We start from the raw sequence: 20,507 nt of genomic DNA on the forward strand, positions 1-20,507 counted from the left end.
GTCAATGTTGGGCATCGCTTTTTTCAGCACCCACCTACGCAAAGAACATTTATGCTGAACTTTTTTTACCTTCGCGTCACACAGAATCAAATTAACTGTACATAAAACCAGTATTTCGAATTACAATAATTCGTCAAATCCTTAATTTTCCGTGTAGGATAAAAAAAGAAGCGCATCGTCCAAACTCTGGCGACAGCAAATAAACAAATCAATAAATTAATTTTTCACCCATTTCATCGCATGGCAACTAAAAAAACCACAACCCCATCCGACTACAGCGAATCATCCATCCGCGTTCTGAAAGGACTGGAACCGGTCAAACAAAGACCAGGGATGTACACCCGCACCGAAAACCCTCTGCATATTATTCAAGAAGTCATCGACAATGCCTCGGATGAAGCCTTGGGTGGTCACTGTAAAAATATCCAAGTCACGTTGAATGCCGATGGCAGTATCAGCGTTGAAGATGATGGTCGCGGCATTCCTGTCGGTTTGCATCCAGAAGAAGGCGTGCCTACGGTAGAAATCGTATTCACTCGCCTGCATGCTGGCGGCAAATTCGACAAAGGTTCAGGCGGCGCTTACGCCTTTTCTGGTGGCTTGCACGGAGTTGGTGTATCCGTCACCAATGCCTTGTCCAAACGTCTAGAGATTACCGTCTGGCGTGAAGGTGGGTTACATAATCTCGTATTTGCCAATGGCGATGTCATCGAACCATTGAGCACTCAGCCTCTAGGTCGTGGTGACAAAAAAAATGGGACCCGCGTTTCGGTCTGGCCCGATGGAAAATATTTCGATTCACCAAATATCTCAATCCCAGAAATGCAGCGATTGCTGCGCTCCAAAGCGGTTTTGCTGCCCGGCGTAAAAGTCACGTTCACCAATGCAAAAACTGGCGAAAGTCAGACTTGGCAATACGATCAAGGCTTGCGTGGTTACTTGACTGAAGCTTTAACGCAAGCCTCACATGGCGACTTGGTTATTCCAATGTTTGAAGGTGAACAATTTGCCAATGCTGATGCAGATGGTTTTGCCGAAGGCGAAGGCGCATCTTGGGTCGTAGCATGGACCGAGGATGGTGGCGTCGTGCGCGAATCGTACGTGAATTTGATTCCGACTCCAGCTGGTGGGACGCACGAATCCGGTTTGCGCGAAGGTCTATTCGGCGCCGTAAAAAGCTTCGCTGAAATGCATTCTTTGTTGCCCAAAGGGGTAAAACTTTTACCGGAAGACGTATTCGCCCGTGCCTCTTTCGTGCTGTCTGCCAAAGTGCTAGACCCACAATTTCAGGGCCAAATTAAGGAACGTTTAAATTCACGCGATGCAGTACGTTTAGTTTCGAGTTTCTCCAAACCGCCTTTAGAACTTTGGCTAAATTCGCATGTGGAACTTGGAAAAAAACTCGCCGAACTGGTGATTAAACAAGCGCAATCGCGTTTGCGTTCTCTGCAAAAAGTCGAGAAGAAAAAATCCTCTGGTGTCGCGGTTTTGCCTGGAAAATTAACCGATTGCGAATCGAACGACATCACGCGTAACGAATTATTCTTAGTCGAAGGTGACTCCGCAGGCGGCTCCGCAAAAATGGGACGTGACAAAGAGTTTCAAGCGATTCTGCCACTACGCGGTAAAGTCTTGAATTCTTGGGAATCTGAGCGTGATCGCCTGTTCGCGAACAATGAAATTCACGATATCGCCGTTGCCATTGGTGTTGATCCGCATAGTGTCAATGACACGATCGATTTAACCAATCTGCGCTACGGCAAAATCTGTATTCTTTCTGATGCGGACGTCGATGGCTCCCATATTCAAGTTTTGTTGCTGACGCTGTTTTTCAAACACTTTCCACAATTGATTGCACGCGGCCATATCTGTATTGCCCGCCCGCCACTGTTTCGAGTCGATGCACCAGCGCGTGGTAAAAAGCCAGCACAAAAAATCTACGCACTCGATCAAGGTGAATTAACAGCAATAGAAGATAAATTGCGCAAAGACGGTGTGAAAGATGGTGCTTGGGCGATTTCCCGCTTCAAAGGTTTGGGCGAGATGAATGCCAACCAGCTATGGGAGACCACCATGAACCCTGATACGCGACGCTTACTACCAGTGTCACTCGGTGAATTTGATCAAGAATTTTCCGAAGGTCGTTTCAATATGCTGATGGGTAAAGGCGAAGCGTCTGCGCGTAAAGCGTGGTTGGAAGAACATGGCAATGAAGTAGAGGCCGACATCTAGAGAGGCACATAAATCCGATTGCGCGGCGCATTACGGCGTTGCAAATCCTCGCAATACCGACGTATTGCTTTGGTTTGCGCCTTGTACTGCATCCGCGGAATCGAATTTCTGAGCCCCCTACACGATTATGTTGAGCGGATTTAAGAGTCACAAAAAATACAAACAAAGATTATGAGCGAACAAGCAAATTTATTTGATGAAGCCCCAAACAATAATGGTGGCAATGGTGGTGATAGCGAGACCTTGACGTTGGCGACTTTCGCTGAGCGCGCTTATCTTGATTACGCGATTTCTGTAGTCAAAGGTCGCGCACTGCCCGATGTCAGCGATGGACAAAAACCCGTACAGCGGCGAATTCTGTATTCGATGAACGAATTAGGTTTGAACTCAACCGCCAAGCCGCGTAAGTCTGCGACTGTCGTTGGTGATGTCCTCGGTAAGCTACATCCCCATGGTGATCAATCTGTGTACGACGCGATGGTACGTATGGCGCAGGATTTCTCCTTGCGCTACCCACTAATTGATGGACAAGGTAACTTCGGTTCACGTGATGGCGATGGTGCGGCGGCGATGCGATATACCGAAGCACGTTTGACACCTATTTCCAAATTATTGCTTGATGAAATAGAACTTGGCACGGTCGATTTTCAGCCTAACTACGATGGCTCCTATGAAGAGCCGACTTTATTACCAGGACGTTTGCCCTTCGTTCTATTGAATGGTGCATCCGGTATTGCGGTCGGTATGGCAACTGAAATTCCTTCTCACAATTTGACCGAAGTGGCGAAGGCGGCGGTCGCTTTGATTCGCAATCCTAAAACCACGCATGCCGAGTTAATGGAGTTCATCCCTGGCCCGGACTTCCCGGGCGGTGGGCAGATTATTACGCCAGCAGCAGCGATCAGCGATATTTACGCCAGTGGTCGTGGCAGTCTGAAAGTGCGCGCACGTTGGAAGATTGAAGAACTAGCACGCGGTCAATGGCAGGCGGTGATTACCGAACTGCCACCGGGCACCTCCTCACAAAAAGTGCTGGAGGAAATCGAAGAGATTACCAACCCCAAAATTAAAATGGGCAAGAAATCTCTGTCGCCAGAACAAGTCAGCTTAAAGCAAGTCATGCTGTCAGTACTCGATGCTGTGCGCGATGAGTCCGGCAAAGATGCCGCCGTGCGCTTGGTCTTAGAACCAAAATCAAAAAACCAAGATCAAGCTGAATTCATGCAAATGTTGTTAGCGCATACTTCACTTGAAACTTCGGCTTCACTGAATCTGGTGATGATAGGCGGCGATGGCCGTCCACGTCAAAAACCTCTTTCCGATATTTTGACGGAATGGATCACTTTCCGCTTTGAGACTGTAACGCGTCGCACCCAATTCAAGCTGAAGAAAGTGAATGACCGCATTCACATTTTAGAAGGCCGTGAAGCGGTACTGTTGAATATCGACAAGGTCATCAAGATCATTCGCGAATCAGATGAGCCTAAGCCCGCTTTGATGGAGGCTTTCCGCTTATCCGATCGTCAAGCCGAAGATATTTTGGAGATCCGCTTGCGCCAATTGGCACGCTTGGAAGCCATCAAGATTCAGCAAGAATTGGCAGAGTTACGTAACGAAAAAACCAGCTTGCAAAACCTTTTAGATGATCCTTCAGCAATGAAGAAATGCATCATCAAAGAAATCGAAGCCGATGCAAAACAATTTGGTGATGCGCGCCGCACCGTCATCGAAGAAGCACAACGCGCTTCTATCGAACAGAAAGTTATCGACGAGCCAGTTACTGTCGTCATTTCTGAAAAAGGCTGGGTACGCGCTCGGACTGGACATGAACACGATCCTGCCCAATTCACGTTCAAAGCAGGTGACAGTTTGTATGGAACGTTCGAATGCCGTACCGTGGATCAACTATTGGTATTTGGCTCAAACGGACGTGTGTATTCCGTGCCAGTTTCCGCCTTGCCAGGTGCACGTGGTGACGGCGTACCTGTCACTACTTTAATCGACTTAGCGAGTGGTTCACGCATCTTGCATTATTTCGCCGGCAAAGCCGACACTTCACTCTTATTAGCGTCCACGGCAGGTTACGGGTTCACCGCAAAACTCGGCGATATGGTTGGTCGTATGAAAGCGGGTAAAGCCTTTATGACGCTAGAAGATGGCGATGAACCATTAGCACCAACCGCAGTCACCGACGATGCTAGTGCGATTGCCTGCCTATCTGAGAAAGGCCGCTTACTGGTATTTGGCTTGACTGAAATCAAGCAATTATCTAGCGGTGGTCGCGGAGTGATATTGATAGAATTGGAGCCTAAAGAAAAACTGATAGCCGCTACGGCGATCAGTCAAAAAGGTGTCAAAGTCAGTGGTATAGGTCGCGCTGCCAAACCACAAGAAGTTAGCCTGAGTGCTAGTGGACTCGCCATTCATATCGGTAAACGCGCACGTAAAGGCAAAGCTTTAGAGTCTAAAATTAAAGCGACACATTTGACAAAGAATTGAATTCCCTAGTTAACAAGCCTAGTGCATAGAAAAGTAACGAAAGAAAATGCCAGTACAGATTAATCTGCACTGGCATTTTCTTTTTTCGATACGGTACTAAGTCTTTGAAGAATTGAGTTGAGCTAAGCAAATTTAACTCACAAAAGTGAATCCTTAATTACCCTCCAGGACTTGATTTTTGCCACTATGCTTAGCGCGATATAATGCGGCGTCAGCGATCAACAATAAATCGTCTGGATTCATGGTTTGTCTTGAATCAGCAACACCAGCCGAAAATCCTACCGAGAACTCTCCCTGCCCGGACACATGCATAATTTTATTGAAAGCAACACGAATTTTCTCTAAAACCTGTCTAGCTATATCCGCAGTCGTATTGGGAAAAATCACAACGAACTCTTCCCCACCATAACGTCCGACCACGTCGCTTTTACGTAAACGTTGACGCAACAGATGAGACAAGGTGCGCAATACTTGATCCCCAATCTGGTGTCCATAAGTGTCGTTGACCTTCTTAAAATCATCCAAATCCAGCATTGCTACTGAAACGCTGGTCACATCACGAGTGGCACTCGACACCTTCGCGATCAGATCTTCTTTGATAGCGGTATGATTATAGAGCCCCGTCAAACCATCACGCATGACCAGAGAACGTAAGGCGCGATAACGATCAGCCCGCGAAGACAATGAAGAAATAAGTAATTCAGGTGAAATTGGTTTGCTCAAAAAATCGTCTGCACCGACTTTAACTGCGGCAATTTGTTTTCTCAGGTCATTCTCGCTCGATAAAAAAATAATCGGGATATCGAGGTAAGAAGGATCTTGCCGTATCACCTTAGATAGCTCGACGCCATCACAATTAGGCATATAAACGTCCATCAAGATGAGCTCCGGCCGAAAACTTGCCATCTGCTCCAATACAAGTTCTGGATCATTCAAAACCTCAGTGAGCATACCAACACCCTTCAAAATCTCACTGTAATACTGTGCCAACTCGACATCATCATCAATAATCATTACCCGGTATAAACGCGGATAATCACGAGCTAGTATCTCTTCTATACGCTCCGTCAACACCAAGAAATCTACTGGTTTAAGGAGAAAGGCTTGGCCACCAGCTCGCACCGCATGCAGGCGACTAGCGAAACTGTTCGTATCAGAAATGAAAATAGTAGGTGGTAAAGCAAAACCAGCCTCTGATAAGCGTTGCACTTCATTGCTACCGGCCAGATAAACTGAATCGAAATCGGTATCAATAATCAACACATTGGGAATCTGAGTTTGCAAGGCAGGCTCTAAATCTTGCAGGTGCTCTATATGCTGGACAAGAAAAGTAAATTGCTCTAACTGCTGAACAATTTCATCGCTGACTTCGCCGGACGAATTGACTAAATAAATTAATTTTTTCTCTTTGCTCTCAACTGGCTCATTCAAAACGATGGAATCAAGCTTTACTGCAGAGCTTGCTGCACTCATTTGACTTTCAGCAAAGTTGAGATAGTCAGTTACCTGTTGGCAAAATGCTTTAACGGTGTCTTCGTTCCACACTTCACCGGAGACATAGGCCTTCAGTTGCATTTCTAGAGTACGCGCTTGCGCTCCCATTTCTGGGAACCCAAAAGTACCGGCAGATCCTGCCATGGTATGCAAAGAGCGATGCAATAGCGCAAAATTCTCGCGATCATCCGGTGCGTTTTGAAAGCGCTGCGTAGCGGACTCGATTTCTGAAAGTTTGGCTGGTAATTTAGCGAGGAACAATTGCCCTAAGGCACGAATAGCCTCATTCAGTTCATCATCCCTGTTTGTCAATTAATTCACCTTGTCCCAAAGTGCCTGAACCTGGCCAGAAAGCGTCATAGGATCAAAAGGCTTTGCAATCACACCTGTAGCACCGAGCGTAAAGTAATAATCTTGCTCACTAGATTGTACTTTCGCCGTCATAAAAACAACGGGTGTGTGCATAGTTAAATCTAATTTTCGCAACTCAGTTAAAGTTGTTGGGCCATCCATATTTGGCATCATGACATCAAGCAGCAATAAATCAGGTGTGTAACCCTGCTCTATCGCAGCAATCGCCTCACTGCCCGAACTACACGTTCTTAATGAGAAGCCACCCACTACTTCCAAGGCAATTTGCGCAACGGCTTGAATATCAAGATCGTCTTCTACATACAGAATGTTGACTAATTTTTTCTCTGACATAAAAGAATCCTCAGGTTACATAGACAAATTAATAGGCGAAATTCACGGAAAGATGAGCGTAATAACAGCTACGTTTATTATTTAACCTCGCTCTAGCATAATATCTCTAGCCAGAATGTTGTCAAAGTAAATTCACCAAGTCGTCGATATTTCCCAACAAGAAACATTTTATTACAAAAACTCCTATTCAATCCTAGTTCGGAATACACCAACTCTAGAACTTCCTTACCATACCACTAAACACACTACTGGCACATGAATTCACGCCTATCATATAAGCGAGGTCAGCGGGACGTTCAATTTTCCAAAGCGCAAAGTCTGCTTGCTTACCGACCATTAAACTTCCAATTTTCTGTTGCAAGCCCAAGGCTTTTGCTGCATGAATGGTCACCCCTTGCAGTGCCTCTAATGGTGTCATCCGAAACAAGGTACACCCCATGTTCATAATGAGCAATGGCGATGTCATAGGTGAGGTACCTGGATTGCAATCGGTTGCCAAAGCGATAGAGACACCTGCAGCACGCAAAGCGGCTAAAGGCGGATACTTGGTTTCACGTAGAAAGTAAAATGCCCCAGGCAATAAGACAGCAACCGTACCATATTCTTTCATCGCCGCGATGCCTTCGTCGCTCAGGTATTCCAAGTGGTCAGCGGATAGACCTAGATATTTAGCGGTCAGCGCCGCCCCCCCCTGGTCCGATAACTGTTCTGCATGCAATTTGACTGGCAAGCCATGCCGTTGTGCGGCTTGAAACACACGCTCAGTTTGTGCTGGGGTAAACCCTATCTTCTCGCAAAATACATCGACAGCATCAGCTAAGCCTTCAGCCACAATCGCAGGTAACATGCGCTCGCAAACTTCATCTATGTAGTCATCGGCACGACCAGCGAACTCAGGTGGCAAAGCATGCGCCCCTAAGAATGTCGTGGTGATTCTGACGGGTAAATCTCGCTGAATTTGCCGTGCGACACGCAAAATTTTTGCTTCTGTTGCGGTATCGAGTCCATAACCAGATTTGATCTCTAGTGTCGTCACACCTTCGCGCAAGCTACTGTGTACACGTGGCAAACTTTCACGCATTAATTCTTGCTCGCTGGCGGCACGTGTGGCTTTGACAGTCGACACAATGCCACCGCCCTGACGTGCAATTTCTTCATAAGCGACGCCATTTAATCGTGCCTCAAATTCATTACTGCGATTGCCTGCATACACCATGTGCGTATGGCAATCAATCAAACCTGGTGTCAACCAACATCCTTGTCCATCGTGCGTAATTTGCGCTGCATAGTCACTTGGTAAGTCTTTAGCTGCACCTAACCACGTAATTCTGCCATCTTTGACAGCAATCGCAGCATTTTGAACCATGCCGTAATCATTATCAGAAGCCATTGTGGCGAGATGGACGTTGAGCCAAAGACTATCCCAATTAGTCGAGGCCATGCATGCCTCCCTTCCGTTCATGATGGTTCAAAAAACTAATTCGCATCAAATACAAGAGACTTCCCTCCTCCGCGTCGATATGACAGCGGATACCAGCGGCTTCATGTTCTTCTTCCAACAAAACCAGATCACCCGCTTCTAATTGCGTCTGTTTGATCAATTGCGCACGGCCTTTTTCGCAGAAAAGCAAAATTTGTTGTGCATCTTCCGCATTGATCATATGCTCACCAGCGCTCAGGCGTAGCATGTAATGCTGGCACACATCGCGCCGTGTCATCAAATTCAGATCAACGACTTTGCCATCTATTAGTTCAGCGAAAATATTATCTTCCCCAGAGAAACGATGTGGCAGACTTTCTTGCGTCAAGCTGATCATTTTTTCTACAGCAGTACCAGTATCAGTTTTCAATACCAAACCTGCACCAATCAAAATTGCCAAACTACGATCAATTTGAGCAAAATGCGAGAACGAACCATCCTGTTCGACAGTCGCCGTACTCAGACGCCAGACAAAGTGATCAATTCCCGCACCTTCGGGAAAGATCGCCAATTCGGTAGTACTGCCGCCACCGTTTTTCCACGGCATAGTTCGGTAATCTTTTGCGGTCCATTTACGCATGGCTATATTCTCAAAAAAATTAAGCTCAAAACCAAATTCAAGAGCACGCCGTGGAGGCGCAGAGCAGACAGAGTTTTTTCGAATGACGCTGCGTACTCTGTGCCTCTGCGGCAAACGACACTACAACTTAAGCCAAATACAAATGCGAATATAGATCCGCACATTGTGCACTCAAAGCGCCTTCAACCACTAAAGATTTCGCCGCTTCAATGTCAGGTGCAAAGAAACGATCCTTGTCGTAGAACGCCACTTTAGAACGTAATAACTGATGCACCGTCGTCAATCTATCCGAAGTCTTCAACGGCTGATGGAAATCCACACCTTGCGCTGCTGCCAACAATTCTATACCTACGATCGTAGCGGTATTGTGTGCCATCTCATGCAATCGACGTCCAGCAAATGTTGCCATACTGACGTGATCTTCTTGATTGGCAGAAGTTGGAATCGTATCAACGCTAGCTGGATGCGCGTGGGATTTATTCTCAGATGCTAAAGCTGCGGCGGTGACGTGCGCAATCATAAAGCCAGAATTCAAACCAGATGATGGCACCAAGAATGGTGGTAATCCGGAGATAGACGCATCGATCAACAAGGCAATACGACGTTCTGAAATAGAGCCAATTTCGGCAATCGCCAAAGCCAAAGTATCGGCCGCAAAAGCCACCGGTTCAGCGTGGAAATTGCCGCCAGAAATCACTTCATTCGTATCAACAAACACCAATGGGTTATCTGTTACCGCATTCGCCTCTGTCAGCAAAGTACGCGCGGCATTATTAATGATATCCAAGCAGGCACCCATTACCTGTGGCTGACAACGCAAGCAATAAGGATCTTGTACACGTTCATCGTTGACCAAATGGGATTGACGAATTTCACTGCCATTCAACAAGTTGCGATAAATATTAGCCGTCGCGATTTGACCTGGCTGGCCACGCACTGCATGAATACGTGGATCAAATGGCGCATCGCTGCCTTTTGCCGCATCAACTGACAAAGCACCCGTGATGGTCGCCGCTTCTAATAAACGCTCGGCCAAGAATAAGCCGTTCAATGCCAATGCCGTTGACACTTGCGTACCGTTGATCAGTGCCAGACCTTCTTTCGCTGCTAATACGACTGGTGTGATACCAGCTTTAGCTAACGCTGCTTTAGCATCGACCATTTGACCATCAACACGTACCTGACCTTCGCCCATGATCGCTAAAGTCATGTGTGACAAAGGCGCCAAATCGCCGGAAGCACCAACTGAACCTTTAACAGGAATCGCCGGCATGATGCCCGCATTGTAAGCCGCTATCATGGTATCAATCACGGAAGCGCGAATACCAGAATAACCACGCGCCAAGCTCGCAATTTTCATCGCTATAATCAGGCGCACGACTTCATCAGCGATCAATTCACCCGAACCGACTGAGTGTGACAGAATCAGGTTTTTTTGCAGCAATTCCAAGTCTTCATCTGGAATACGGGTTTTCGCGAGTTTGCCAAAACCGGTATTAATCCCGTAAGCCGCATCACCTTTTGCGACGATACGGTCAATCGTTGCAGAAGATTCGTTGATGGCTGCGTAGGCAGATTCCGCTAACGCCAGCTTGAAAGGTTTTTGCCATATAGTGCGTAAGTCAGCGAGTTTAAATTGACCTGGTTGTATGGTGAAAGTTGTGCTCATATCTAATCCTCTATTTTTTTAAAGCCCCTCAACGCCGAGGCGCAGAGTCGCAGAGAAATTCGAAAAGAGAGGAAAAGCAGAAGCAAAAATACACACGCTTTTCTCTGCGCTCCTCTGCGTCTCCGCGTCTCGGCGTTGAGGGGTTTTAACTAGTCAACTCAAAAAATTTATTTAATCATCGGCAATTGCAAGCCATTACGCTTAGCGCATGCCACGGCTTGATCGTATCCTGCATCCGCATGACGCATCACGCCCGAGCCGCAATCGTTAACTAATACACGTGCCAAACGTTTTGCTGCTGCGTCAGTGCCATCAGCCACAATCACCATGCCTGAATGCTGTGAGTACCCCATCCCTACGCCACCGCCATGATGCAAGGAGACCCAACTTGCACCACCTGCGGTGTTCAACAGAGCATTCAACAAAGGCCAATCAGATACCGCATCAGTACCGTCTTTCATACTTTCAGTTTCGCGATTTGGGCTAGAGACTGAACCAGTATCGAGATGGTCACGACCAATCACAATAGGTGCTTTCAATTCACCGTTTTTCACCATCTCATTAAACGCCAAGCCTGCAATATGACGCTCTCCCAAACCTAACCAGCAAATACGTGCTGGCAAGCCTTGGAAGGCAATCCGTTCACCCGCCATATCCAGCCATTTATGCACGCCTTTATTCTCCGGGAATAATTCTTTAATCTTAGCATCGGTCTTACGAATATCTTCAGGATCACCAGACAATGCCACCCAACGGAATGGGCCTTTACCGTCACAAAACAACGGGCGGATATACGCGGGAACAAAGCCAGGGAAGTCGAAAGCATTTTTAACGCCGGTATCGAAGGCAACCTGACGAATATTATTACCATAATCCACGGTAGGAATTCCCATCGCATGGAAATCCAACATCGCCTGCACATGTACCGCACAAGCTTGCGCTGCGTCGGCAGATAACTTCGCGTGTTGGCTCACATCGGGCTGCGCTGCCTTCCATTGTTCAACGGTCCAACCAATAGGCAGGTAGCCGTTAATCAAATCATGCGCGGAAGTTTGATCCGTGACCAAATCAGGTTTGATACCACCCGCTTTCGCACGTTTGACCAACTCTGGCAAAATCTCTGCGGCGTTACCGAGCAAAGCAATCGAAATGGCGTCTTTGCGTGCGGTGTGAAATTTAATCAGTTCTATGGCATCGTCGATGTCTTTCGCTTGTTTATCGACGTAACGAGTACGCAAGCGGAAATCTATGCTCGATTGCTGGCATTCAATATTCAGTGACACCGCACCAGCAAAACTGGCGGCCAAAGGCTGTGCACCGCCCATACCGCCTAAGCCAGCTGTCAAGATCCAACGACCGCCCCAATCACCACCGAAATGCTGACGACCAGCTTCAGCAAAAGTTTCATAGGTGCCTTGGACGATGCCTTGGGTGCCAATATAAATCCAGCTACCCGCAGTCATTTGGCCGTACATAAACAAGCCTTTGCGGTCGAGTTCATTGAAATGCTCCCAATTCGCCCACTTTGGGACCAAATTGGAATTGGCAATCAACACGCGCGGGGAATCTTCGGTGGTTTTGAAAATACCGACTGGTTTACCTGATTGAATCAGCAAAGTTTCATCCTCACCCAAGTCTCTTAGGCTGGCTAAAATCTGGTCATAGCATTCCCAGTTACGTGCGGCACGACCGATGCCGCCATACACAACTAAATGCTTAGGATTTTCGGCGACTTCTTTGTCCAGATTATTTTGAATCATGCGATAAGCCGCTTCAGCTACCCAGGTTTTACAAACCTTTTCAGCACCGCGTGGTGCGCGAATTTCACGACTTGCATCCCAGCGTGGATCATTATTCATAGTCATCTCCCAAAGAGTCAAATTTAAGAATTCTTCAACACACCAACCCAACCTTAGCATTGATTAATGAAGACAAAAAGCGTAACGTATTGCCCAGTTTAAGTTGTATATACAACTTTTGCAAGCGACTTTTTTTGAATCTGTGAGAAAATATAAAAAATTTGTATTTCCTCAATAAAATCTATCTCCCATGTCTGCCTTCAACATGACAACACCATCCCCCGCTACACCTGTTTTTCAAACGATTAAGGACTACTTACTCAAGGAGATTCAGGCTGGCACCTGGAAGGAAGGTGATGCAATTCCCTCCGAATCGGCACTAGCGCAACAATTCAGCGTGTCGCGAATGACCGTCAATCGTGCGGTAAGAGAGTTAACCAGTGAACAAATTTTAAATCGGATACAAGGCTCTGGCACCTACGTTGCACAGCAAAAATATCAAGCGACCTTAGTTGCAATTAAGAGCATCGCGGACGAAATCCGCTCACGCAGCCACACCCATCACAGTGAACTTCATGAGTTAATTGAAGTCGATGCAAGCGAACTACTAGCACAGCAATTCCAAGTCAAACCAGGGCATCCTTTGTTTCATTCTGTGATCGTACATTTCGAAAATGGTATCGCAATACAAGTAGAAGATCGCTGGGTTAATTCGGTTCTGGCACAGGACTATTTGGCACAAGACTTTTCCATTAAGACACCGAATGAATATTTAATGGCAGTGGCTCCTTTACAAGGCGTGGACTACAGCATAGAAGCCGTGATCCCCCCAAAATCCATCGCTGATATGTTACAGATATCAAACAAAGAAAGCTGCTTAGTCTTGCATAGAAAAACCCGATCCCAGAACCAAATTGCGACCATCGTTACTATGTGGCATCCGGGTAATCGCTATCAATTCACCGGCAGTTTTTAGATTCTTATTGAGTGTTTTTAAAATATAATCGCTAAGTCCAGCAAGCGAAACTCTCACTACATTTTTTCCGTGAACAGGTAAGCATGTTATTTCATCAGTATCTGAAAAAAGTGTCGACAATGGCTCTTTTATGCATAAGCTGTGCGGCGTTTCATTCAGCGCAGGCACAAGAGCATAAGTTAGAAGAAAATGTCCCCGCAATTAAAGAAAGACCAAAAGTTGCCTTGGTGTTGTCCGGTGGCGGTGCACGTGGTTTTGCCCACGTTGGCGTACTGCGAGTTCTAAAAGAGTTACGTATACCTGTGGACTTTGTGGTCGGCACCAGTATGGGTGCAGTAATTGGCGGCGCCTATGCAGCAGGTCGTTCCGTAGAAGAAATTGAAGAGATCGTTCGTAATACCTCATGGGAAAATGTACTCGCCGATCGCCCTGCGCGCGATGCGCTCGATTTCAGACGACGCGAGGAAGACGTCGCCTTGCCTTCGCGCATTGAGTTCGCCGTAACGAAATCAGGGATCACCCTGCCGCCCTCAGCCGCTGGTAACTCAGCTTTGGAACAAGCTTTGACACGCTTATTACCGAACGGCATGAAAAGCGAACACATCAATCATTTGCCCATACCGTTCCGTTCTGTAGCATCCGATTTAGTCACCGGTGACATGGTAGAACTCACCGACACGCCACTGTTCATCACCTTGCGCGCGTCATTAGCGGTTCCTGGAATGTTCGCCCCAGTCCATATCAATAAGCGCTTGGTCGTGGACGGTGGCTTAGTAAGAAATTTGCCGATTGATATGGCGAAAAAAATGGGCGCCGATATCGTGATTGCGGTGAACGTCGGTACACCACTTGCAACAGAAAAAGAACTGGGCAGCGCTATCAGCGTCGCTCAACAAATGCTACAAATTTTGACAGAACAAAATGTACAGCGTTCATTGAAAGAGTTGCGCCCGAAAGATATTTTGATTGCACCAAATTTAAACGGTATTAACTTTCTCGATTTCGATGAGCATCATAATGCCATGTTGGCAGGTGACATTGCGACACGCCAAATGGAAAGCAAATTGCAATACTTGAGTGCCACACCAGAAGAATATCAACGCTATGAAAGTTTGCGGATAGCTGAGAGTCGAGCGCCAGATACCAGCCTGCGAATCGCCAGTATAGAGATTCAAGGCACACAAAACATCAATCCAGATATTTTACTGAAACAATCTGGCCTCAAAATTAATGAAGTCACTAGTGAAGAAAAAATCTTACAAGTCACCGGGAAATTATACGGTCGTGGCGATCTTGACCATGTCGAAGTCGAAATGGACGATCGACTAGATGAACGCGATGTGATCATTAAAGCCCATGAGGCATCGTGGGGGAAAAATCGTTTACGTGTAGGCTTAGAATTGTCGAGCGACTTTAAAGATACACACAAGTTTTCACTGGGTGCTATGCACGTTGCGTCCTCACTCAATAACTGGGGAGGGGAAATACGTCTGATTGGAAAAATCGGTTCAGACAGGATTTTTGGAGCACAGTTTTACCAACCCCTAGAGGTTGGAAATGAATGGTTTATCGCTCCATCAATTCAGAGTAGCTCTGTATCTTCCGATGTATTCTGGGAGGGGCGAAAGCTCGCACGTTACGGATACAAAGGCACCGGCTTAGTATTTCCGATTGGTAGACAAATTGGAAATTGGGGTGATATCCAATTAGGATTCCGCCGTGAGCGCGCAGAAGTTAAAAAAATATTGCCAGAAGAAATCGGCCCAGATTTACGCGTTTTTCAATCTACCGAATTCTTGCAATTCAGAGTTGATACCTTAGATTCACTAGCCTATCCAACACGGGGTAACTTTTTAACGATGAATTGGGAGCGGGCGCTAGCGCAAGACAATAGTCGCAAGGCAACTCTTAACTCGTCAATTATCGGTATGCATGCATTCAAACGAGGCGACTGGGCGGGTCATGTGTATGGAGAATGGGCACGTTCACAAGGCGATTTCGCACCACTTTCGCTAGGCGGTTTTCTTCGCCTTTCCGGCACGCCAGCAGATTCCTTATCCAGCAAAACCGTCGCCCTTGGACGCGTCGTGATGGCGCATCGTATCGGAAGTATGCCCGCGGCTTTAGGGGGTGCTGTGCGTTTGGGATTCTCAGCAGAAATAGGTGGTGGTTTTGGTGAAGGTGAAGCTGTTAAATTCAGTAAAATTAAACGTAGTGGCAGCGCCTTTGTCGCCTTTGACACTCGCTTTGGCCCGCTGTATTTTGGTGCAGGTGCAACCCAAAATACCGGCTCTACTTTCTATTTATTCTTAGGCCCGATCTGGTGAACCACCCTACTCTTGGTGCTCGCCATAGTGGTCGGGCGCCGTAGTGCGGTGAAGGCAGAAAATTCCCAAGACCGGAAGCCCAGCATCAAGGTAAAACCATCCCTGTCTTCGGCAGGTAGGCGCCGGTCTTCATGCTGTAGCCGCGCAATTTCGGCAGCTAATTGCTGAATTTTTTGCTGAATTTCTCTTGCGCTATTTTGCGATAAACGAGCTGGAACACACATCAAAGTCTCTCCCGAGCCATCAAAGCGCCCATTAAAGTAATCAGACACGACGACTTCTTTAAAGAAAGCTTGAATTGGTCCATCTGCGCGCCAACTGAAGGCGGCAGAAACACGCAGTCGATAGCGATTCATGGGCTTTAATTCTATCAACGCATGCTTATCAAGTTCTATCATGCACAAAATGCATTCCGCCTCTGTCAAAGTATAGGTCTCGATAATTTGCTCAAAAGTCCAATGTCCCAAACAGGAGATCGCTACCAGAAGCAACTTGGGATTGTCCATCAAAGCACGCTCTTGCGCCAAAGTTAAGCTATCGGCTTTCGGCGTCACATCAGCCGCTTGACGTAACACATCTTCTAAAGATATATGCGCGACCTTACAGATTTGCGCCATGCGCGACAAGGTCATATCCTTTTGCCCGAACATACGCTTTATGCTCGACTCGCTCATATCGATTAATTGCGCTAACTGTTTATACGTCATTCCGACACGACGCAATTCAGTCCTTAAGACGTCAAGCAATAATTCTGGAGAACTCATCTGTAACCTCATTCAATCTTGAAAATCATTTCTAGACTATCGAAATTAATCCGATTTTGGCTTAGGCAAAAAATTAATTTCCTGGGCGGTCTTGGTACCAATCAACACTTGTCGAAAATCTATAGGCATCACCGCATCGGACGACGAAAGCACTATGCGTCCACCCATAATTTCGGCATAACGCTGCGGAAACAAAGGCGACCTTTGCGGTTCGCCGTAACCATCTGGAAAACTAGGCATATCATTACTTCTATCGTATTTATCGGTCGCACCCAAGGTATGCAAAAACTCATGCGTAATAATGACATTATTCTTAGCGCTCATCTCTTTACTGGCAAAAACATTGACACTTCCTATGAGACCTTGCTGCAAAGCGGTCGAGCTATGAGAGCGGTTCTTATGTGGATCAAAATATTGCACGAACAAACGTACCTGCGGCCCTGGCCCTATTACCTTGGCATGACGGTAAGCCCACCAACGAAACTTCAGACTCCACCACATCACCTTCAATCCACTCAGCTCTTCTGGCGGAGCGGGTGGTGCTTCTTGTAGGCGAGGCTGCAGACGAACCTCAACACCAGCACTGCTAGCTTTACCATATTGATCTGCAGCTTTTCGCATGAAGTCTTCAATTGGCTTAAATTCTTCCACCCTCAGAGTTCGAATGTAATCCTCTGCAGCGGGACTAGCGTCACCATTAATTGGATAAATGTTCACCAACAAAGTGTATTTCCACTCCACCGACTCAACCCGAGCGCGGTAACTGGAAAAGCTAACTACCGCCAAAATACACAGCAAAATAAAAATACGGATGAATTTAAACATGTAAAAAATACATAGAATGGAAGTCAATGATTGTAACTGAAAGCATCTTGTACTTACTATTTGTATTTACTGTTGATATCCAAATCGCACCGAATAACGCTCCGGCAATTTTGGCAGGCGAAAAAAAAGCAGCCGAAGCTGCTTTTTTAATTATATGAGCGATTACTTCTTCGCTTTTTTACCTGCAGCTGTCGCTGGCAAATAACTCAAAGGATCGTTCAAGCCACTTTCATAGGCTGTCATCACAGTTTTTGGGCGCATGCAAGTTGCACCCAAAGTTGTGGAATCAGCAGAAACAGAATTCACGCAAACTTGCAGTTTCATGATCTTCGATTGTGGAATACCCGCTGCTGCAGCTATAGAGATCACAGAATGATGATTAGCACCATTGGCAATTAGTTGATCCACTGTTTTTTGCAAGTTACGGCTAGTCGACAAAGCAGTAAAAATACCATCTACACTAGTATCAACTGGTTTTGCCGCTTCAACTGCAGAAGCGCTGCCAATCAATGCCAAACTTACGCATGCACTAATAAAAATTTTCTTCATTTGAGTCTCCTAATTCGACAAACCATTTTGTCTAACGACTTGATTTTAGTGAGTTTATCCTAAGCTGCAAAGCACTAAATAACAAAAATCAGTAAAATTATTTAGAAGTTAAAATTCCGACAAATAGACTGTTTAAGTTTTACGACAGAATCGAATGCTTTTGACAACCAATAAAAACAATCGCGATTCATTTAATATCAAACAATCCATAAAATACGCAAATAAACTAGTCCGGAAGACCGATATCTATTCCATCAAAATCACGCAGTGGTTGTAAATGACTCACCCGCCCGACAAAGGGAGAGCGTTCTTGCCAACCATAGTGTTTGGCAGGCACCAACCAATACCCATCTTCATCGCGCGCGATCCAGAAATGTGGCTGCTGCATATATTCAAAAAAAACGATATCCACAAAAAAATTGCCCAAATTAAGCTATACGATGGAAAAAATCGGGTAACGACGCCATTCTGGCTCATGGAAACGTTTGCCATTAGCAAAAATAAAATTCAACACGGCGTCCTGATTATTTAACAACTCAGGATTTTGCGTTTTCCATACGCTAAACTTTTCCGCCAATTCCGGCTCGGTCTGCAGCATGTCATAGGCGCTGTCTTCGAATACGTAATCTGAAAACGCTTCTTTCTTTTCCAAAACACTGTTAAAAAATCCCCAACGGAAGAAGCTATCATGCGCCTGTGGTTCCAAAGTTTCTACCGCATAACGCGCATTCGGCTGATTCAAATACAATATGTAATCGCCGACATATGCTTGTACTCTTTCGGTCTGCTGCACCAACTTCATATCATGATGAAACATATGGCCTTCGTAAGCATTCTCTCGCGATGTCACGGTCTGAATATGATAGGTTTGCACCTGCAATTCCTGATTCACGTCTAACCTTTGCAAGTTCAAGCCATTCCAAGTTAAGCGGGCGATCACCTCGCGCCATGCCTGAGGAATCAAATACGCTTTTGGGGCTTGCACGACGACGTCTTCTACAAAATTATCGTAGTAAGCGATGTCTTTTTCCCAAGGCTGATTGCGGTCATACGACAAGCGTTGGTAGTTGCCAATCTTGCTCGGACTATACACGGCTTGATACCCCTTAAACCGGAAGCTTGATGGCGTCGAACGATCAGCTTTCCACGTCACAGGCCACTGCGTTTTTTTTACTGCCGTTGCGCGTGCTTGGCTACGCAATGATTGAATTTCAAGCGCGTGCGTGATCGTAAAATCAAGCACCACTTCCACTAAGGCGCGCATAGAATCATAACGATCTGCATAAGGCTTTAACATATGCGTTTCCGGCATAAATCCTATGGTGTGATGCAAGGCCGCAAAGCCAGTCGAGAAGCGCGGCACTTCTAGAAAGTCCTCTATGCCGTCATCCGGTGTCACTTTCACCGGATTCACATAGGGGCAAGTGGGCCAGCCACGCTGCTCCATTTCACGGTAAATTTCTGGCAGCATCGTCTTGCGCAAGAAGGGACCTAAACCATCTCCCAATTTGTCTGCCTGCGTTTGAATCAAAGTCATGGTGTAACTGTAATCAGCACCGTTTGAAGTGTGCGTATCAACCATCACGTCGGGATCCCACATCGTAAAGAATTGATTAAAAACTTGCGCAGCGAGACTATCGCACTTAATGAAATCACGATTCAAATCCAGGTTGCGACTATTGGCACGGAATCCAAACAGTTCAGGCCCGTCCTGATTAACGCGCGAGGTATTTTGACGATTCAAACAACCATCAACGTTATAGATAGGAATGAACAAAAAAACGGTTTTTCCTAAGGCAGCTAAACGCTCAGGCTGCAAGCAAAAATCACGCACTAATGCCATACAAGCATCAATACCTTCAGGTTCGCCAGGATGGATACCATTATTATTAAAAAATACTGGCCGCCCCTCTGCCTTTAAAACCGCTCTATCAAACACGCCATCGGCAGTTATCAAGCCAGCGTGCATAGGCATACCACCGTCGGCCAAACCAATTTGTTGAAAGCGCAAAATCTTCGGGAAATCTAGTGCCAGTTTTTGATAGAAAAGAATGCAGTCTTCCCAAATCGTGGTTTGATTTTGATTGCCGAGTTCGTAAGGAGTCGGATAAGCGCGCGTAGATGGCATGTTCATGTGGACCGAGTTTCTATAGAATAAAAAGGATGGCAAGGATTGTAGCATCGACAGTTCAAAATTTTTGACGAAATACCAAGCAACTCTCAGAACAAATAGCACTAAACAAAACGCTTAGTCCCATTCAACGAAACAGGCTTTATGCAAACAGAAGATTTAATCCTACTAGTTACAAAAACGATGCCTTTTGGCAAATATGAGGGGCGTATCTTAGCCGACTTGCCTGGACCCTATTTAGGCTGGTTTGCGCGCGAAGGTTTCCCCCGTGGTGACATCGGGCGTCTGCTAGAAATCATGTATGAGATTGATCATAACGATTTGCGAGAGCTACTCACACCTTTGCGAAGTCGCTAACTTCGGCTACTCATAAACCCAGATGTATGAGTTTCACTTCAATCTAGCTTTAAACCAATCCCAAAAAGTTCCTTTCTTGGGCAAAGTAGCAATTCACAATACCCAGCATCCCGCCTGACG

General features: G+C 46.2%; 16 protein-coding genes. 5 read left to right on the forward strand and 11 right to left on the reverse strand.

All coding sequences use genetic code 11. From position 1 onward, the window contains the following. Nucleotides 1–240 precede the first annotated feature (240 nt). Together ACO0KZ_RS17020 and parC are read left to right on the forward strand one after the other, a co-directional pair. The gene (locus ACO0KZ_RS17020; RefSeq protein ID WP_422997391.1) at nucleotides 241–2,232 is read left to right on the forward strand and encodes a DNA topoisomerase IV subunit B; all 1,992 of its coding nucleotides are present in this window, start codon (nucleotides 241–243) and stop codon (nucleotides 2,230–2,232) included. Nucleotides 2,233–2,403: 171 nt separating this feature from the next. Further along, complete coding sequence (gene parC, locus ACO0KZ_RS17025; protein ID WP_422997393.1) at nucleotides 2,404–4,731, forward strand: DNA topoisomerase IV subunit A; 2,328 nt, start codon at nucleotides 2,404–2,406, stop codon at nucleotides 4,729–4,731. 153 nt (nucleotides 4,732–4,884) lie between these two features. Here parC and ACO0KZ_RS17030 read toward each other — a convergent pair whose 3' ends face one another. From ACO0KZ_RS17030 to hutU, 6 genes are all read right to left on the reverse strand, one after another. Next, nucleotides 4,885–6,537, reverse strand: coding sequence for a diguanylate cyclase (locus ACO0KZ_RS17030; protein WP_422997395.1), 1,653 nt, complete (start codon nucleotides 6,535–6,537; stop codon nucleotides 4,885–4,887). Then, a complete protein-coding gene (locus ACO0KZ_RS17035) occupies nucleotides 6,538–6,930 on the reverse strand; it encodes a response regulator (RefSeq protein ID WP_422997397.1) in 393 nt (130 codons plus the stop codon). A 214-nt stretch (nucleotides 6,931–7,144) separates the two neighbouring features. After that, nucleotides 7,145–8,371: an imidazolonepropionase gene (hutI, locus tag ACO0KZ_RS17040; RefSeq protein ID WP_422997399.1), complete on the reverse strand. Its 1,227-nt coding sequence runs from the start codon at nucleotides 8,369–8,371 to the stop codon at nucleotides 7,145–7,147. Next, nucleotides 8,358–8,990, reverse strand: a complete 633-nt coding sequence (locus ACO0KZ_RS17045; RefSeq protein ID WP_422997401.1) for a HutD family protein — start codon at nucleotides 8,988–8,990, stop codon at nucleotides 8,358–8,360. The genes hutI and ACO0KZ_RS17045 overlap by 14 nt, the downstream gene beginning before the upstream one ends. Nucleotides 8,991–9,117: 127 nt before the next feature. After that, nucleotides 9,118–10,659 carry a histidine ammonia-lyase gene (gene hutH / locus ACO0KZ_RS17050; RefSeq protein ID WP_422997403.1) on the reverse strand — a complete coding sequence of 514 codons (1,542 nt, stop codon included), beginning with the start codon at nucleotides 10,657–10,659 and terminating at the stop codon, nucleotides 9,118–9,120. Between the two features lie 167 nt (nucleotides 10,660–10,826). Next, a complete protein-coding gene (gene hutU, locus ACO0KZ_RS17055) occupies nucleotides 10,827–12,524 on the reverse strand; it encodes a urocanate hydratase (protein WP_422997405.1) in 1,698 nt (565 codons plus the stop codon). A 199-nt stretch (nucleotides 12,525–12,723) separates the two neighbouring features. On the opposite strand from hutU, the gene hutC reads away from it, so the two are divergent. After that, entirely contained in the window at nucleotides 12,724–13,434 is a 711-nt protein-coding gene (gene hutC / locus ACO0KZ_RS17060) for a histidine utilization repressor (protein ID WP_422997407.1), read from the forward strand. 119 nt (nucleotides 13,435–13,553) lie between these two features. Continuing rightward, nucleotides 13,554–15,761: a patatin-like phospholipase family protein gene (locus tag ACO0KZ_RS17065; RefSeq protein WP_422997409.1), complete on the forward strand. Its 2,208-nt coding sequence runs from the start codon at nucleotides 13,554–13,556 to the stop codon at nucleotides 15,759–15,761. On the opposite strand, the gene ACO0KZ_RS17070 is transcribed toward ACO0KZ_RS17065, so the two are convergent. The 5 genes from ACO0KZ_RS17070 to ACO0KZ_RS17090 form a co-directional block, all read right to left on the reverse strand. Next, nucleotides 15,734–16,525, reverse strand: a complete 792-nt coding sequence (locus tag ACO0KZ_RS17070; protein ID WP_422997411.1) for a helix-turn-helix domain-containing protein — start codon at nucleotides 16,523–16,525, stop codon at nucleotides 15,734–15,736. The two genes, ACO0KZ_RS17065 and ACO0KZ_RS17070, sit on opposite strands and share 28 nt — an antisense overlap. A 45-nt stretch (nucleotides 16,526–16,570) precedes the next feature. Then, a complete protein-coding gene (locus tag ACO0KZ_RS17075; protein ID WP_422997413.1) occupies nucleotides 16,571–17,350 on the reverse strand; it encodes a hypothetical protein in 780 nt (259 codons plus the stop codon). 162 nt (nucleotides 17,351–17,512) lie between these two features. Continuing rightward, nucleotides 17,513–17,899 (reverse strand): hypothetical protein, encoded by a 387-nt coding sequence (locus ACO0KZ_RS17080; protein ID WP_422997415.1) that lies wholly within the window; start codon nucleotides 17,897–17,899, stop codon nucleotides 17,513–17,515. A 226-nt stretch (nucleotides 17,900–18,125) separates the two neighbouring features. Further along, entirely contained in the window at nucleotides 18,126–18,287 is a 162-nt protein-coding gene (locus tag ACO0KZ_RS17085; RefSeq protein ID WP_422997417.1) for a hypothetical protein, read from the reverse strand. 45 nt (nucleotides 18,288–18,332) lie between these two features. Next, nucleotides 18,333–20,027, reverse strand: coding sequence for a M14 family zinc carboxypeptidase (locus ACO0KZ_RS17090; RefSeq protein ID WP_422997570.1), 1,695 nt, complete (start codon nucleotides 20,025–20,027; stop codon nucleotides 18,333–18,335). Between the two features lie 147 nt (nucleotides 20,028–20,174). On the opposite strand from ACO0KZ_RS17090, the gene ACO0KZ_RS17095 reads away from it, so the two are divergent. Beyond that, the gene (locus ACO0KZ_RS17095; protein ID WP_422997418.1) at nucleotides 20,175–20,387 is read left to right on the forward strand and encodes a DUF3820 family protein; all 213 of its coding nucleotides are present in this window, start codon (nucleotides 20,175–20,177) and stop codon (nucleotides 20,385–20,387) included. The last annotated feature ends 120 nt before the right edge of the window (nucleotides 20,388–20,507 follow it).

This window comes from Undibacterium sp. Di24W (genome assembly GCF_049340325.1).
In the GTDB taxonomy this organism is placed as follows: domain Bacteria; phylum Pseudomonadota; class Gammaproteobacteria; order Burkholderiales; family Burkholderiaceae_D; genus Undibacterium.